Source organism: Pseudomonas sp. FW305-3-2-15-C-LB1 (assembly GCF_058787615.1).
This window is the reverse complement of the sequence record NZ_JBYSZX010000015.1, coordinates 102,058-116,769: the sequence shown is the minus strand read 5'-3', so window position 1 is coordinate 116,769 and position 14,712 is coordinate 102,058. Positions and strand designations below refer to the sequence as shown.

The window sequence follows — 14,712 nt, the reverse complement described above, 5'->3', positions numbered from 1 at the left end:
CTGATCCACCGTCATCGGGGGGCAAGCCCTCTCCCACATTTGATTGTGCCGGCCTCAGGGTTTTGTCATCACGGCGATAAATAGCGGTGAAGTAAGGACGCGCTGAAGCCAGGCTTGTAACCGTTGATACGGCGTCCCGGCGAACCACTCCCGATCCACATGGGCAAACTGGCGTACAAACGGCGCCAGGGCCATGTCCGCCAGGCTCGGATGCTCTGCCAGCAAGTAGGCGCGTTCCCCCAGCAGGCCTTCCAGCTTCTGCAAGAACGCCTCGCCCTCGGCCCGATAATGTTCCATCGGGTGTTCCGGGTAGCGGTCGGCGTACTTGTATCGATCCAAGTGATACTTGAAACCCTGGTCGTTCTCGGCAATCAGTGCCAATACCGCCGGGTCACCCTGCAGCAGCCAATCATCCGGATCGTGCTGGGCCAGGGCCCATTGCATGATCTCCAGGCTCTCTTCAATCACGCGTCCGTCAACGCTCAGTACCGGCACCGTACCCTTGGGCGACAATGCCAGCATCTCGGCCGGCTTGGCCTTCAGGCTCACCTCGATGATCCGCACGGGCACGCCCGAGTAACGCAAGGCCAGGCGCGCCCGTATCGCATACGGGCAAAGCCGGAACGAATACAGCAGCGTCTCGCTCACTTGACCTCCAAGGTGCTCAAGCCATTGCCCTGACGCTTGACCTGGATCTGTACCGGGATGCGTTCGTGCATTTCCTGCACGTGGGAAATCACCGCCACCTTGCGCCCCTGGGCCTGCAAACCGTCCAGCGCGTCCATCGCCAGTTGCAGCGATTCCGGGTCCAGGCTGCCGAAGCCTTCATCGATAAACAGCGACTCGATCTTCAAGGTGCTGGATGCCATCGACGCCAGGCCCAAGGCCAACGCCAGTGACACCAGGAAGGTTTCGCCGCCGGACAACGAGTGCACCGAGCGCAGTTCGTCGCCCATTTCCGTGTCCATCACCAGTAGCCCCAACATGCTGCCGCCGCGCTTGAGGCGATAGCGGCGCACCAGTTGGCGCAATTGCACGTTGGCGTGGTGCACCAGCAGGTCGAGGTTGTAGGCCTGGGCGATCTTGCGGAAGGTGTCACCGGTGGCTGAGCCGATCAGTGCGTTCAGGCGCGCCCAGCGTTGCCATTCGTCATACGCCTTGGCGATCTGTTCGGCAAAGGCCTGGTTGGCGTCCTGGCGGCGCTGGTCTTCGGACTGGCGCGCGCGCAGTTCGGCGCAGTGTTTCTCGGCCTCGGCCAACTGTTGGTTGAGCGTGGCCAGGGCGGTGTCCAGTTCATCGGCTTCGAAGTTGCCATTGTGCTGGGCTTGGTGTTCGGCGAGGCGTTGCTCACGTTCTTGCAGCAGGACCCTGGCCTGTTCGACGGCTTTCTCGCTGTGTTGCAACTGCTGGCGCAAGTGGCTGACCTGGGCATCGTCGTAGGCCAGCAAACGGTCGAGGCCGGCGTCGTCGAGTTCCGGGTGCAGCGCGCGCCAGTCGTGCAGGCGCATGTCGAGGCTGTGCTGTTCGGCCTGCAATGCCTGCTCGCGTTCCTGCTGGGCCTTGAGGTCGGCGGCCAGTTGGATCAGGGTGTTGTGGATGTCCTGCAGTTGTTGGTTGGCGTCGGTTTCGCTCTGGCGTGACTGTGTCACGGCGTGTTCCAACTGTTGCTGCCACCGCTCGGCGCTGGTGTGTTCACCGAGCAACGCGTTGAGTTTTTCCTGAGCCGCTTGCTGTTGGGTCGCCAGTTCGGTGACTTGCTGGAGCAGGGCGTCGAGTTGCTGTTGGCGATGCTGCTGGTGGGTCTGTTCCTTCTCGATCGCCTGTTGACGCTCTTGTTGCTCGGCCAATTCGTCGCGCTGATGGCCCAGTTGTTCCAGGCGCTGGCTGACCTGCTGGTCCAGCTGCATAAAGGTGGCAGCGGGCTCGGCGCGCAGACCTTCCAAGGTGTCTGCGGGCAGCAGGCTGGCGAAGGCACTCAGTTCCTGCTCAAGGCGTTCGCGGTCGCTGGCCAACTCGCGCTGCTGGTCCACCAGCAATTGACGGGCCTGTTGGCTTGCTTCCTGGGCGGCTTGCAGTTGTTGCTGCAGGCGCCCGGCGTTTTGTTGCAGGTTGAGCAGGGCGCCTTGGCGCTGTTCATCCTGGGTGATGCTTTGGGTCAACTGGCCCAGTTGCTGCTCAAGCCAGGCGCTGCGCTTGGCCGGTTCCTGATTGAACAGCGACGCGGACAGCGGGTGTGCATCCAGGCTCGGTTTCAGCGCTTGCTGTTGCGTCGCCAGGTGTTCCTGCTGTTGCAGGTATTCCTTTTGCTGGGCGATCAAACCGCCCACTTCGCCACGCAACTCGGTGAGTTTTTCCTTAAGGGTGTCCACCGCTTTCTGCGCGCTGGCTTCTTCGTTTTCGTCATGACGACCGAGGCTTTGCAGCAGGGCTTCGGGCTGGTGGTACGGGTGTTCGTGGCTGCCGCACACCGGGCAGGGCTGATCGTCCTGCAACTGCTCGCGCAACTCCTCGACGCTGGCACTGCGGGCCAGGCGCTGGCGTTCCAGCAGTTGTCTGGTCACGTTCAGCGTTTGTTCGGCCACCGTCAGTTCGGCCTTGGTTTGCAAGCCGGTCTGGTTCAACTGCTCGCGTTGCTGTTGGGCCACGGTGAGCTTTTGCGTCAGGCCAGCGGCTTGCTGATCCAGCTGTTGCTGGTGGTCCCACAGGCGCGTCAGGTCTTCGAAGGCACGCTGCTGTTTGCGATTGTCTTGCAGCAGGCTGGCCAGCAATTGGATTTGCTCGGCCACGGCGTGAGGTTCGGCACCGGCCTCCTGGTACAGCAAGTCCAGGGCTTCGCGTTGCTGGGTTAACTGTTCGGCGGCGCGGGTTGCACGTTGCTCCAATTGCGGCAGTTCGGCCTGGCCTTTATTCAGGCGGTTACCGATCAGCATCAGTTGTTGCAGGCGGTCGCGGTAGGCGGTCCACGCATCACTCAAGGGCGCGAGGGCGGCGCTGCGCTCAAGCTCGGTGGCCAGGCGTTGCAGGCGCTCTGCGACTTCGCTCTGTTTTTCCAGCAGGCCGGTGAGCCGGGCCTGGCCTTCGGTGCAGGCGCTTGCGTGTTGCTGTTTGTCCTCGGTGCGCTTGGCCAGCTCTTTGGTCAAGTGGGTGAGGGTGCTGTGTTCGTCGAACGCCTGGCGCAGCAAAGGCGCGGCATCGGCCTGGTTTTTCAGGGCTTGCGCCAAGGCGGTTTGCGCGCTGGCCAGTTGCTGCCGGGCCTGATCCTGGCGGGCCTGCAATTCGGCTTGTTGCCGCGTATGGGACTGAATCTGCGCCGCCAACGGCGCCAGCTGTGTGCCGAGTTCCGCCTGGCGCACGAACAGATGACGCTGCGGCGCCAACTGTTCCAGGCGGCCCAGGTCCTGGCGTTGCGCGTCCTGGTTATTCCAATCGGCCTGCGCCTGCTGCAGCTGTTCGGTGGCGGCGAGTTGGCGTTCCTGCCATTCACGCAGTTCCTTGAGCCAGGTGTGCTGAAGCTCCAACTGCTTGAGTTGGGCTTGATGGACCTTGAGTTGCTGCTGCGCGGCATCGAATTGTTGATCGAGCTCGGCACGGGCTTCAGGGGCCAGGGGCACCACGCCGGTGGCCTGGTCCTGCAACTGTTTGTGCGCATCCCGGGCCTCTTTGGCCTTGTCGAAGGCACGCCGGCCCAGCTGGGTGTACAGGGCCGTGTCGGTGAGCTTTTCCAGCAGTTCGCTGCGCTCGTTGTCCTTGGCCTTGAGGAACGCACTGAACTCGCTCTGCGCCAGCAACACGGCGCGGGTGAACTGTTCGAAGTTCAGGCCCAGGGCCAATTCCAGCTGGGTCTTGTATTCGGTTTTCTGGCTGGCCAGCAGTTGGTCGCTGTCCAGGTCGATCAGGCTCTGGCGGCTGTTCTGCAACTTGCCGCTGGCCTTGTCGCGCGCGCGATTGGCTTCCCAGCGCGCGCGGTAGCGGCGGCCACTGACGCCGACAAAATCCACCTCGGCATAACCGCCACCGGTGCCGCGGCGCAGCAGGGTACGTGGGTCACCGATGGAGATGTCGCTGTCGGCATCCGGCATCTTCGCCTGGCCGGTATCACCCAGGCGTGGCACGGCGCCAAACAACGCCAGGCACAAGGCATCGAGCAAGGTGCTTTTACCGGCGCCGGTCGGCCCGGTGATTGCGAACAACCCGGCGCTGGCCAGGGGCTCGGCGGTGAAGTCGATCTCGAACGGGCCGGCCAGGGACGCGAGGTTTTTCAGGCGGATGGCAAGGATCTTCATGGCTGTTCCTCCTCTTGCTGCACTTCCTGGAGCAACACGGCGAAGTCCTTCAAGGTCTGTTCATCCACCTCGCTGCCGTAGCTGTCCTGCCAGGCGCGGCTGAACAATTCCTGGGGCGTGAGCCGGTCGAGTTCGATCAGGCGGTCGTCGCCTTCGTCCTCACGGGGGCCCTTGCCGGCGTACTCGGCAGCGATGCGCACCAGGCGCACAGCCTTGCCTTGCAGCGCGGCTTCGATTTGCTGACGCAGGTCGGGCTGCGGTTCGTCGAGCAGGACGCGCACTTCGAACCAGGGGTGGCGTTGGGTTTCAGCCAGCAGGTCGATGTCCGGCAACTCGGCCAGGGCCTTGAGGATATCCGCCAGGGGCGCGGCTTCCAGACGTTGCAGGTCGACCGAACGCGGGATCAGGATGGGTTCGACGCTCACCAGGCATTGGCCCTGGAACACCACATCGAGGATCTGGTGCTTGTAGCCGATTTCGGAAAACGACAGTGGGATCGGCGAGCCACTGTAGCGAATACGTTCTTCGCCATTGACCTTTTGCGGCTTGTGCAAATGGCCGAGGGCAACATAGCCGACACTTTTATCGAACAGGCTGGCCGGCAGCGCCTCGGCATTGCCGATGATCAGGCTGCGCTCGGAGTCTTCCGACACCGAACCACCGGCCATGTGCGCATGGCTGATGGCAATCAGCGCCTGGCCTTTTTTGCGCTTGGCATTGGCCGCGGCGATCAGCCATTCATGCACCTGGCCGATACCCCGCAGGTAGTCGTCACCCAGGTGCGCGCCGGTGACTTCCGCCGGGCGCAAAAAGGGCAGCGCCAGGCACCACGCGGCAACCTTGCCTTTGGCGTCGGGCAGAGGGATCAGCAGCCGTTCGGCGTCGAGCTGGCCATCGTCCAGCCACAGCACGCGGCCGAGGGCATGGGTGTGCAGGCGGCGCATCAACGGTGCCGGCAGCTCGATACGTGAGCCGGAGTCGTGGTTGCCGGCGATCATCACGATGGTCAGCTTGGGGGTTTGTTCGTGGGCGCTGATGATGAAGTCATACAGCCGCTCCTGGGCCTTGAGCGGCGGGTTGACCGTGTCGAAGATATCGCCGGCGATGAGCAGAGCGTCCGGCTGATGGGTCTTGAGTTGGCCCAGCAGCCATTCGAGGAAACAGGCGTGTTCGAAGTCGCGTTCCTGGCCGTGGAGGTTTTGCCCCAGGTGCCAGTCGGAGGTGTGAAACAGACGCAAGGCGAACTCCGTGGAATAGATGAAAAGGAGGGGAGTTTACCTGTAATGCGACCATGCTGCCCCAGGCGATACAGATTCAATGTGGGAGGCGGCTTGTTCCCGATGGCGGTGGGTCAGTCAGTGCATTTCTATCTGACACATCGCCTTCGCGAGCAAGCCCGCTCCGTGCCAAGGGTTAGAATATTTCTCTGAAAAAACGCAAAGCAAAATGTTATTAAATGCCGATCCCATAAGTGGGCGGCAGGATTAGGAATCGCCTTACTTATTCCGACACTAAAAAATGACAGGACTTTCCTTCCAGGATTTAGGAAGCAGCTGGCTTACTTTGATAAAAAATTCATGCAGTCTGGCAAGCGTGGAGTGGTCAAGTAACGCGCTCCTCGTGTGATGCGCTTTTGTGTTTTCTTAATATGGATGGAGATTATTATGAAAAGCCTTATTGCATTGCCGCTTGCTGTATTGATGTTGATTGCCATGCCAGCCTCTGCGCTATGCCTCTATATCACTGATAGTTACAATGGAATTATACCGCCTGAGGAGGAAATTACTGCTCATGGTCCATTCGCAATAACCTCCGCCAACGGCTGTTACGGGGCGAGTATTGATGCAATGGTCACAGTAGGAGGGGCTGGAAGTACTCCTGGGATTTTTATCGAGCGTGAAGTAGGCGGGACCTGGAAAAAGGAAACTTTCAGTATAGGCAGTAACGCCTCGTACTCAGGCCCGTTTGGTAACTATCGAGTCAGGCTGAAAAACAACGAAGCGACACCGAAATCCTACTCAGGTACGATCAGGTACGGTCGCTGAGGGGTTAAAGGCAGTGCGTCAGGGCAGTCCCCGACGCACTGTGCTTCACGCTGTGCATTTAAGCACGCTCATTGACTGATAAATTACTATGCGTTGATTTTACGAAGTAGGCCAGCGCATTGATAGCTTGATTGGCCTCGACCATGCTTCGTAAATGGTCCATGGCACCATCGCGCTTGCTGATTCGTGGATCAGTTTTAAAATAAGCTACCGTGTCTTCCAGTTGTTCGTTGAATAACGCTATGCCGTTAAATTTCACATGGGTATTTGTCTGGCGCCCATTGGCATCGGATGCGCCGTCACCAGAAATGAACATTCCAAATGCACGCTCACTGATCATTCCGTCGTCAAAAAGCCGTCTGCCAACTTTCTTCAATTCTGCGGTACTGATTGACGTCATATCATAATCTTTCAAAAACTCCTTAAGCTGACTGATCTTCTCCTGATCGCCAAGCTTCAATGTATCCGCCGCCTCGGAGGCTTCGGTAATGGTGAATGCATTCGTGACTTGCTGCGGATTTTTGATGGTATAAGCATCTGTCTGCTTACTTAATGGCGGATAGGAAACATTCAACGTAATGGCCATTTTAAAAACTCCATTAATCGAAAGCTACATGGCTTTATCGGCCATGCCTGTCCTATCTTGAGTAGTGACCTTGGCTACTTGGGATACAGCGGCGGCAGGCTGGTGGTATCCGCCGCCGGGTCCGGTTCGCGCTCAGCTATCGGAATCGCCTTCACCGCACGCCACAGGTCTTCACCCAACCAGAAATGCCCGCTCTCGCTATACAGTGCACCATTCAAGCCGTCCAACGCGTCCGACAGCGGCACAAACCGCGCCGCCATATCCGCCAGGGTTTCCGGCTGTTGCCGCGCCCAGGCGTCAAGGGCCTGGCGGGTGGCTTGGGGGTCGTTGGCCTGGGTGGCGCGTTTAAGGTCGTCGAGCAGCGTGCGCGGGCTCGGGCCGGTCTGTGCGGCGCGCTGCACGGCCGGTTGCCGACGTGCACGCCACCACAGGCCAAAACCCAGCAGGGTGGTGCAGGCCAGGATCAGCGTACTCAGTTGCCACAGCCACAGGCGTTCATCGTCCGGTGCGGTGATCACCGTCGGCGTAGCGGGGGTATCCACGGCCAGGCTCGGGTTGATGGCGACCTGCAAGGTGCGCGCTGGCAGGCTGGTGCGTTCGAGGTGGTCTTCGTGGGTGTTCCACCACACCACGTCCACGGCGGGCAGTTCCAGATTGCCGGCGCGAGTGGGCACCAGGGCCTCGCGGTCTTCGCGGCTGCCGATCAGGCCATGGTCGCTGGTCTGGTTGCCGAGCACCGGCTGGTCCGGGTAACGACGCAGGCCGTTGGTTTCGGTGCTGGGCAGCGCCGGCAGTTGTGCGCTGGAAAGACCCTCGGCCTTGACCGTAAGGCTGCGGGTCAGGGAGTCGCCGACCTGCACATGCTCGGGCTCCGGGTTCCAGTGTTCGCTCAAGGTCAGGCTGCGTGCCGGCAACCACGGCGCATCGGCGGGATACAGCGCCGGTTTGGGTTTGACCACCAGCGGCAGCTCTGCGGAACTCACGTGGATCAACTTGCCCGGCTTGGTGCCTTGCAGGGTGTTTTCCTGGGGCGGGCGCGATTCCACCAGGGTCGCGCTGAAGGTCTGCGTCGGGATCGCCAATGTGCCGCTGTGCTGCGGGTAGATCGCGTAGCGGGTCTCGATCACGCCGTGGCGGATGCTGTTGATGACCTTTTCATAGGTGCGCGACTCGCCCAACTGCTCCACACGCGCATCGGCAATCTGCAACGGCGTGAGGCTGCTGTCGTCATACAGCGACACCGAGTGGTAGACGCGCACGGTCAACAGCGCCTGGGCCTGGACATAGACGCTGGTCTGGTCGAGGTTGGCCTCGATAAATACCGGCGCCAGCTCGGCAGCGGTGTTCTGGCTGGCGGTCTCCACCACTTGCAGGCTGATCGGCTGGGTCTTGTGTTCGCCCACTTGCAGGGGCGGGATGACCACCGTGCCGTTTTCCCTGGGCAGCAGGGTGATGATCCAGCGCGTGGTGGCGTGGTTGTCGCCGCCCAGCGTGGTGAGTTGGTTGATCTGCCGCGTGCCGCTGACTTCGAACTGCGCATCCAGCGGCGACAGGTCGGGTTTGCCGAACTGAGTGACGTCGCTGGACTCCACCGTCAGTTCCACCGTTTCCCCGGAGTTGACGCGGCTGCGGTCGACGCTGGCGACCAGGCTCGCCGCCTGGGCGTGGCCGGCCGACAAGGCGAGCAGAAGCAGTAGGGTGGTGCGGCGGCTCATCGAGTCTTGTCCTGATGTTGTTGCTGTTCGTACCAGAATTTGCGGCGCAGCAGTTCGCCGGGGTTGTCCGGGATCTCCTGCAGCCATTGCTCCAGGGCCTGGCGATGTTCACCGTCGAGGCTGGCATCGCTAGGCCGCAGCGGTGGGGTGGTGGTCTGTTCGTCGCCCAGTTCGCTGCCCGGTACTTCATTGCCCGCGGTTTGCGGCGCGTTGCCGGGCTCGGTGTCGCCAGTGCCGGCTTCACCCTGGCCTTGGGATGACTGTTCGCCGCCTGTGGCGTTTTGCCCAGTGGCGCCCGGTTGCGCAGTTTGGCCGGGTTGGGTGGTTTCGTCATCCTCGTTTTTTGCCGCAGGAGACGGCTCCGGCTGGGCCTGTTCCTGCATAAGGGTTTCTACCAGCGCTTTGTTTTTCAGCGCCGGTTGCAGGTCGGGCTGGGCTTCGAGGGCTTGCTCGTAGGCGTCGATAGCGGCTTCCAGTTCCCCGGATTTTGCCAGCGCATTGCCCCGATTGTAGTGGGAGTAGGCGTCATTGCCTTCGGCAAACAGCTTGATGGCCTCGGCATAGTTGCCGGCCTCGTAAAGCGCCACGCCCTTCCACTGCGGGTCCTGGAAGTGTTCGGCGGCTTCGGCGGGGCGTTTTTTCTTCAGCAGATATTGGCCCTGCTGGTCGGGACGCAGCCACAGGTCTTGCAGGCCGAAGGCGTAGCTGGGTTGCGGTGCAATCAACAGCAGCAACGGCAGGCAGAACAGCCAGCCGCGCCGACCGGCGCAGGCGGCCAGCAGCAACAGCGGCAGGAGCAGCCAGTAGCCCTGGTCGGCCCAGGTGTCGAGGTGCAGCAAACGGCCGTCGTTGCGCAGGGTTTGCGGTGGGTCGAGCACGCCGAGCTGGCGCAGGTCCTTGTCGTCCAGCCGCGCAGCGCGGTAGCGGCCACCCATTTCGCTGGCGAAGGCCTTGAGGGTCGGGCTGTCCAGGCGCGGCACCAGGATCGCGCCTTGTTCGTCCTTGAGGAACTCGCCGCTTTCCTGGGTCACCGGCGTGCCCTCGCGGCTGCCGATGCCGAGGATCGACAAACTCGGCGCCTGGCCGCTTTGCAGCAATAGGCGGATGCCCTGGCGCTCCTGTTTGGACAGCGAAGAACCGATCAGCAACAGGCGGCCCTGGCCGAGGCCGCCTTGTTTGAGCAGACCCAGGGCCTTCTCGACGGCCAGGTCGGCGCGGTGGCCGGGTTCGGGCATGATCGAGGGACGCAAGGCCTCCAGCAGGTTGCGGCTGGTGGCCAGGTCGTCCGACAGCGGCACCAGCGTGTGGGCGCTGCCGGCATAGACGACAATGGCGGTTTGCGCATCGGTGCGCGCCTGCAACAGGTCGTACAGCTTGCGCCGCGCCTGCTCCAGGCGGTTGGGCGGGCTGTCGGTGGCGAGCATTTCCGGGGTCAGCTCCAGCAGCACCACCAATGGGTCGGACGGTTTCTGGCTGGACTGCTCGACTCTTTGCCAACTGGGGCCGAGCAACGCCAGCACTGCCAACAACCAGGCAATGCCCAGCACCACCCAGGGCGATTTGCTCTCGCGGCCGTTGCCACCGCTGAGCAATACCGCGTGGAAGGCCGGCGGCAGGATCATTTGCCAGCGTCCGGCGCGCTTTTGCCGGTGCCACAGATGCCACAGCAGCCAGCCGAGCAACGGCAACAGCAACAACCACCAGGGACGGAACCAGTGCGGCCACAGGTCGATCATCGACGCCTCCGCAAACGCAGGCGTTTGAGGCGCTGGCGCCATTCCGGGTGTTGCTGCAGGAAAATCCCCTTGCTCGACAGCTTATTGAACACGCGTTGCAGGGCGTTGTTCGGCCAACGTTCCTGGATCACCAGCAACATGCTCAGCACCAGCGTGAGGGCCAGCGGCGCGCTGTACAAGGCCAGGGCGGGCCGCGCCTGGGTGGGTTGTTGTTCGACAGGTTCGAGCTTGTCGAGGGTTTGCTTGATCGCTTGCAACTCTTCGCCATCACGTGCTCGGAAGTACTGGCCGTGGGTGGCTTCGGCGATGGCCTTGAGCGCCGGTTCGTCGAGGTCCAGGCTCGGGTTGACGCCAAGGATGCCCAGGGAACCCGTTTGCTCCGGGTCGGCGCCGATGCCGATGGGGTAGATCTTCACGCCTTCTTCGGCCGCCAGGCGCGCAGCGGTCAGCGGGTCGATCTGCCCGGCATTGTTGGCGCCGTCAGTGACCAGGATCAGCACGCGGCTCTGCGCCGGACGCTGGCGCAGGCGTTTCAAGGCCAGGCCGATGGCATCGCCAATCGCAGTGTTCTTGCCGGCAATGCCGATGCGCGCTTCATCCAGCCAGGTGCGCACGGTGCGGCGGTCGAACGTCAGCGGTGCCTGCAGGTAGGCCTGGCTGCCGAACAGGATCAGGCCGACGCGATCACCCTCACGGCCCTCAAGAAAGTCGCCGAGCAGGTGCTTGACCAGGCTCAAGCGACTCACGTCTTCGTCCTGCCAGTTCATATCGGGAAAATCCATGGAGCCGGACACGTCCACCGCCACCAGCAGGTCGCGGCCACTGGCGGCGATGGGCAGTGGCTCACCGAGCCATTCCGGGCGTGCGGCGGCGGTCAACAGCAGCAACCACAGCACCACGAAGGGCGCTTGCTGGCGCCAGCCCGGCAGGTTGACGCGGGCGCGGCGGCGGGCCAGGCCTTCGAGGTCGCTGAGGTAGCTGACTTTCAATGCGGGCTCACCACTGTCGGCGGCGGGCAGCACCAGGCGCATCAACCAGGGCAATGGCAACAGGGCAAAGATCCACGGCCAGGCGAACTCAAACATGTTTGCGAATCCAGGTATCGACCGCTTGGGTCAGGCCGGCGATGGCCTTGTCGTCGAGTCTGCATTCGGGTTTGTAGGCGCCTTCCACCAGCACCATCCAGCGCGTGAGGCCGGCGGCAGGGCAGCGGTTGTCGAGGAACGCCAGCCATTTGCGGCCGTTGAGGGTGTGGCTCTGGCTGTAGGGGTAGTCGTTGCGGCACAGGCGCTTGAGCAGGCCGTTGAGCTGTTGCAGCCAGGCGCCGGCAGGCGCGCCGTCGTAGGGTTTGGGCATCAGCGCCAGTTCCGCCAGGGCGGCAATGCGCAGCGGGTCCAGCGGTTGTTCGGCGCGAGCCACGGGGCGGCGGGCCGGCAGGAAACGGCGCAGGGACCACAGGCCCCAACCGAGCAGCGGAATCACCAGCAGCAACAGCCACCAACCTGGCGCAGGCGGCCAGAAGCCGATGGCGGGCGGGGCGATCAGCGGTTGCAGTTGGTCCAGGCTGCTCATTGTTTTTTAACCGGGCGTTGCGGGTTGAGGTATTCGCGCAATTGCTCGACCATTTCGCTCTGGGTGCTCAAAGGCATCAACAGCACACGCAGTTTCTGCGCGAGCAGTTCCCAGCGGGCAATGCGCGCTTCGGCCTGGGCCTTGTAGGCCTGGCGCAGGTCGAAGTTGAGTGTGTCCAGTTCCAGCTGGGCGCCGCGTTCGGCGAAGCGCAACAGCCCGGCGGCGGGCAGGGCGTGGTCCAGCGGGTCGGAGATCGGCAGCAGCAACAGGTCGCAGTGGCGTGACAGCAGGCTGAGTTGTTGCTCGGCGCCCTCGGTCAGCGCGCGTTCATCGCAGATCACAATCACCAGGCTGCCGGGGCGCAGCACTTCGCGGCCACGGCGCAGGGCCATGCCGAGGGCGTCGGCTTCGGGGCGGCTCTCGGTGTTCAGGCTCTGGTTGACTCGCACCAGGCGGTTGAGCAATTGCAGCAGGCTTTGTTTGCTGCGCCGGGGCTTGATTTCGTAGTGCTCACTATCGCCGAACACCAGCCCGCCCACGCGGTCGTTGTGGCCCAGCGCGGCCCAGCCGATCAGGCTGGCCGCCTGTGCCGCCAGCACCGACTTGAACATTTGCCCGGAGCCGAAAAACAGCCGGCAGCTTTGCTCCACCATGATGAAGATGGGCCGCTCGCGCTCTTCATGGAACAGCTTGGTGTGCGGCTCCTGGGTGCGCGCCGTCACGCGCCAGTCGATGGTGCGCACATCGTCCCCGGCCTGGTACACGCGCACCTGGTCGAAGTCCACACCGCGTCCGCGCAGTTTGGAGTGGTGCAGGCCGATCAGCGGGCTGCGCTGGCTTGGGGTGGAAAACAGCTGCACTTCGCGCACGCGATGGCGCATCTCGATCAACTCGCTGAGCGTGATGCGGATGCCATCGCCTGCGTTCATGGGTTTCAAGCGACGGCAACGACGTCGAGAATGCGTTGCACCACGCGGTCCTGGTCGATGCCGGCGGCTTCGGCTTCGAACGACAGGATAATGCGATGGCGCAGCACGTCGAACAGCACCGCCTGGATGTCTTCCGGGCTGACGAAGTCGCGACCGGCCAGCCAGGCATGGGCGCGGGCGCAGCGGTCGAGGGCGATGGAGCCGCGAGGGCTGGCGCCGTAGGCGATCCACTCGGCCATCTCCGGATCAAATTTGGCCGGCGTGCGCGTGGCCATGACCAGTTGCACCAGGTATTCCTCCACCGCGTCGGCCATGTACAGGCCGAGGATTTCCTTGCGTGCGGCGAAGATCGCCTGCTGGCTGACGCGACGTTCCGGCTTGGTTTCGCCGTTGAGCGCTTCGCCACGGGCCTGTTGCAGGATGCGTCGCTCCACGGCGGCGTCGGGGAAGCCGATCTTGACGTGCATCAGGAAACGGTCGAGCTGGGCCTCCGGCAGGGGGTAGGTGCCTTCCTGTTCGATGGGGTTTTGCGTGGCCATCACCAGGAACAGCGGCGACAGGTCATAGGTACTGCGCCCGACGCTGACCTGGCGCTCGGCCATGGCTTCCAGCAGGGCCGATTGCACCTTGGCCGGGGCGCGGTTGATTTCGTCCGCCAGCACCAGGTTGTGGAAGATCGGGCCCTGCTGGAACACGAAGCTGCCGGTTTCCGGGCGATAGATTTCGGTGCCGGTGATGTCGGCGGGCAACAGGTCGGGGGTGAACTGGATACGATGGAACTGCGCTTCGATCCCTTCGGCCAACTCTTTGATGGCCTTGGTCTTGGCCAGGCCTGGCGCGCCTTCCACCAGCATATGGCCGTCGGCGAGCAAGGCGATCAACAGGCGATCGATGAGTTTTTCCTGGCCGAGAATCTGCGTAGAAAGAAAGGTTCGCAGCGCAAGCAGCGCTTCACGATGTTCCATCGATGACGGTTCCTGGAGAGATGAGCCTTGGCGTTGTGAAAAATGCCAAGACCTGGGGCGTCTACTTTAAAGCATCGAGGGGGGTGGCGACTAACGGCGTGACGGGTATTTTTGGCAAATCTTGTAGGAAATGTGTGTGGGAACGCGGTCGATGTGGGAGGGGGCTTGCCCCCGATAGCAGTGGGTCAGACGCAGATGCAGGAACTGGTTCGCCGCTATCGGGGGCAAGCCCCCTCCCACATTTGATTGTGGGTGCCGCTTAAATTCGGGTGAAAGTGCCGGTGCCTTTCAGGATGTTTTGCAGGGTTTGCTCGACTTCGGCCATATCCGACGCCGCCGTGGCGTGGGTAATCTCCAGCTGGTCCTTGCCACCCAAGGCATCGGCATCGCCGGCAGCCAATTCGACCAGCAGGGTAGTGTCACTCAGCGTGACCTTCAGCCCATCCAGCGTCGAGGGCTCGTAATCCCAGGTCAACTCCACTTCGTCTTCATCAGGGTAGCGGGTGAGCATGAACATTTCGCCGTTCTTGCCGTGGCAGCAGAGCATGGCCATGTTGTCTTCTTCGTCGTCGCACGGCGTGGCCATCAGGGCGTCGGTTTTCAGTTGCAGCATGGGCAATCCTGTCTGGGGTAGGGCGTAATGCGCGCAATTGTGCCATTGCGGCGAATTTTGTGCTGCTTCCTGTGTCATACCCCGTGCATGACCTGGCGGGCAATATCGGTCATTTCTGATACTCGCCGGCGTGGAAATAGCCGGTTTTTCTCCCGGGAATGATGGGTTGCCCAAGTCGCAACCCGGTGCCTGCTTACTGATGACCGAATATGTCGCAGCGTCGCAAGCAGCTGGCTTCCCACACTCGTTAAGCTGCGCAACGGATGTG

The 14,712-nt window shown here is 62.4% G+C and carries 12 protein-coding genes; 1 reads left to right on the top strand and 11 read right to left on the bottom strand.

All coding sequences use genetic code 11. The features are described from left to right. Window positions 1-54 precede the first annotated feature (54 nt). The 3 genes from AC3WP7_RS24345 to AC3WP7_RS24335 are packed head-to-tail and all read right to left on the bottom strand — an operon-like array spanning window position 55 to window position 5,521. Window positions 55-648: a glutathione S-transferase gene (locus AC3WP7_RS24345; protein WP_102592603.1), complete on the bottom strand. Its 594-nt coding sequence runs from the start codon at window positions 646-648 to the stop codon at window positions 55-57. Then, window positions 645-4,283, bottom strand: coding sequence for an AAA family ATPase (locus AC3WP7_RS24340; protein WP_102592602.1), 3,639 nt, complete (start codon window positions 4,281-4,283; stop codon window positions 645-647). The genes AC3WP7_RS24345 and AC3WP7_RS24340 overlap by 4 nt, the downstream gene beginning before the upstream one ends. Beyond that, the gene (locus AC3WP7_RS24335) at window positions 4,280-5,521 is read right to left on the bottom strand and encodes an exonuclease SbcCD subunit D C-terminal domain-containing protein (protein ID WP_102592601.1); all 1,242 of its coding nucleotides are present in this window, start codon (window positions 5,519-5,521) and stop codon (window positions 4,280-4,282) included. The genes AC3WP7_RS24340 and AC3WP7_RS24335 overlap by 4 nt, the downstream gene beginning before the upstream one ends. 426 nt (window positions 5,522-5,947) lie before the next feature. Here AC3WP7_RS24335 and AC3WP7_RS24330 point away from each other — a divergent pair, with 426 nt between their 5' ends. Beyond that, the gene (locus AC3WP7_RS24330) at window positions 5,948-6,328 is read left to right on the top strand and encodes a hypothetical protein (protein ID WP_146012703.1); all 381 of its coding nucleotides are present in this window, start codon (window positions 5,948-5,950) and stop codon (window positions 6,326-6,328) included. A gap of 58 nt (window positions 6,329-6,386) precedes the next feature. Here the strand turns inward: AC3WP7_RS24330 and AC3WP7_RS24325 are convergent, their stop codons facing one another. The 8 genes from AC3WP7_RS24325 to AC3WP7_RS24290 all read right to left on the bottom strand — a co-directional run bounded on the left by AC3WP7_RS24325 (window position 6,387) and on the right by AC3WP7_RS24290 (window position 14,444). Next, the gene (locus AC3WP7_RS24325; protein ID WP_093121213.1) at window positions 6,387-6,914 is read right to left on the bottom strand and encodes a hypothetical protein; all 528 of its coding nucleotides are present in this window, start codon (window positions 6,912-6,914) and stop codon (window positions 6,387-6,389) included. Window positions 6,915-6,988: 74 nt separating this feature from the next. Then, window positions 6,989-8,629 carry a BatD family protein gene (locus AC3WP7_RS24320; RefSeq protein ID WP_102592600.1) on the bottom strand — a complete coding sequence of 547 codons (1,641 nt, stop codon included), beginning with the start codon at window positions 8,627-8,629 and terminating at the stop codon, window positions 6,989-6,991. Then, window positions 8,626-10,365: a tetratricopeptide repeat protein gene (locus AC3WP7_RS24315; protein ID WP_102592599.1), complete on the bottom strand. Its 1,740-nt coding sequence runs from the start codon at window positions 10,363-10,365 to the stop codon at window positions 8,626-8,628. The genes AC3WP7_RS24320 and AC3WP7_RS24315 overlap by 4 nt, the downstream gene beginning before the upstream one ends. Then, complete coding sequence (locus tag AC3WP7_RS24310) at window positions 10,362-11,450, bottom strand: vWA domain-containing protein (protein WP_102592598.1); 1,089 nt, start codon at window positions 11,448-11,450, stop codon at window positions 10,362-10,364. Before AC3WP7_RS24310 ends, AC3WP7_RS24315 begins: the two co-directional genes overlap by 4 nt. Next, complete coding sequence (locus AC3WP7_RS24305) at window positions 11,443-11,937, bottom strand: DUF4381 domain-containing protein (protein ID WP_071487950.1); 495 nt, start codon at window positions 11,935-11,937, stop codon at window positions 11,443-11,445. Before AC3WP7_RS24305 ends, AC3WP7_RS24310 begins: the two co-directional genes overlap by 8 nt. Continuing rightward, complete coding sequence (locus tag AC3WP7_RS24300; protein ID WP_071487949.1) at window positions 11,934-12,866, bottom strand: DUF58 domain-containing protein; 933 nt, start codon at window positions 12,864-12,866, stop codon at window positions 11,934-11,936. Before AC3WP7_RS24300 ends, AC3WP7_RS24305 begins: the two co-directional genes overlap by 4 nt. Window positions 12,867-12,871: 5 nt before the next feature. Then, window positions 12,872-13,831 (bottom strand): AAA family ATPase, encoded by a 960-nt coding sequence (locus AC3WP7_RS24295; RefSeq protein WP_003174327.1) that lies wholly within the window; start codon window positions 13,829-13,831, stop codon window positions 12,872-12,874. A gap of 259 nt (window positions 13,832-14,090) precedes the next feature. Then, the gene (locus tag AC3WP7_RS24290; protein ID WP_071487948.1) at window positions 14,091-14,444 is read right to left on the bottom strand and encodes a hypothetical protein; all 354 of its coding nucleotides are present in this window, start codon (window positions 14,442-14,444) and stop codon (window positions 14,091-14,093) included. Window positions 14,445-14,712 lie beyond the last annotated feature (268 nt).

Excerpts from the sequence above, each read along its gene's own strand:
- AC3WP7_RS24340 (WP_102592602.1), bottom strand. The coding sequence starts at position 4,283 with ATGAAGATCCTTGCCATCCGCCTGAAAAACCTCGCGTCCCTGGCCGGC.
- AC3WP7_RS24330 (WP_146012703.1), top strand. The coding sequence starts at position 5,948 with ATGAAAAGCCTTATTGCATTGCCGCTTGCTGTATTGATGTTGATTGCC.
- AC3WP7_RS24325 (WP_093121213.1), bottom strand. The coding sequence starts at position 6,914 with ATGGCCATTACGTTGAATGTTTCCTATCCGCCATTAAGTAAGCAGACA.
- AC3WP7_RS24320 (WP_102592600.1), bottom strand. The coding sequence starts at position 8,629 with ATGAGCCGCCGCACCACCCTACTGCTTCTGCTCGCCTTGTCGGCCGGC.
- AC3WP7_RS24315 (WP_102592599.1), bottom strand. The coding sequence starts at position 10,365 with ATGATCGACCTGTGGCCGCACTGGTTCCGTCCCTGGTGGTTGTTGCTG.
- AC3WP7_RS24310 (WP_102592598.1), bottom strand. The coding sequence starts at position 11,450 with ATGTTTGAGTTCGCCTGGCCGTGGATCTTTGCCCTGTTGCCATTGCCC.
- AC3WP7_RS24305 (WP_071487950.1), bottom strand. The coding sequence starts at position 11,937 with ATGAGCAGCCTGGACCAACTGCAACCGCTGATCGCCCCGCCCGCCATC.
- AC3WP7_RS24300 (WP_071487949.1), bottom strand. The coding sequence starts at position 12,866 with ATGAACGCAGGCGATGGCATCCGCATCACGCTCAGCGAGTTGATCGAG.
- AC3WP7_RS24295 (WP_003174327.1), bottom strand. The coding sequence starts at position 13,831 with ATGGAACATCGTGAAGCGCTGCTTGCGCTGCGAACCTTTCTTTCTACG.
- AC3WP7_RS24290 (WP_071487948.1), bottom strand. The coding sequence starts at position 14,444 with ATGCTGCAACTGAAAACCGACGCCCTGATGGCCACGCCGTGCGACGAC.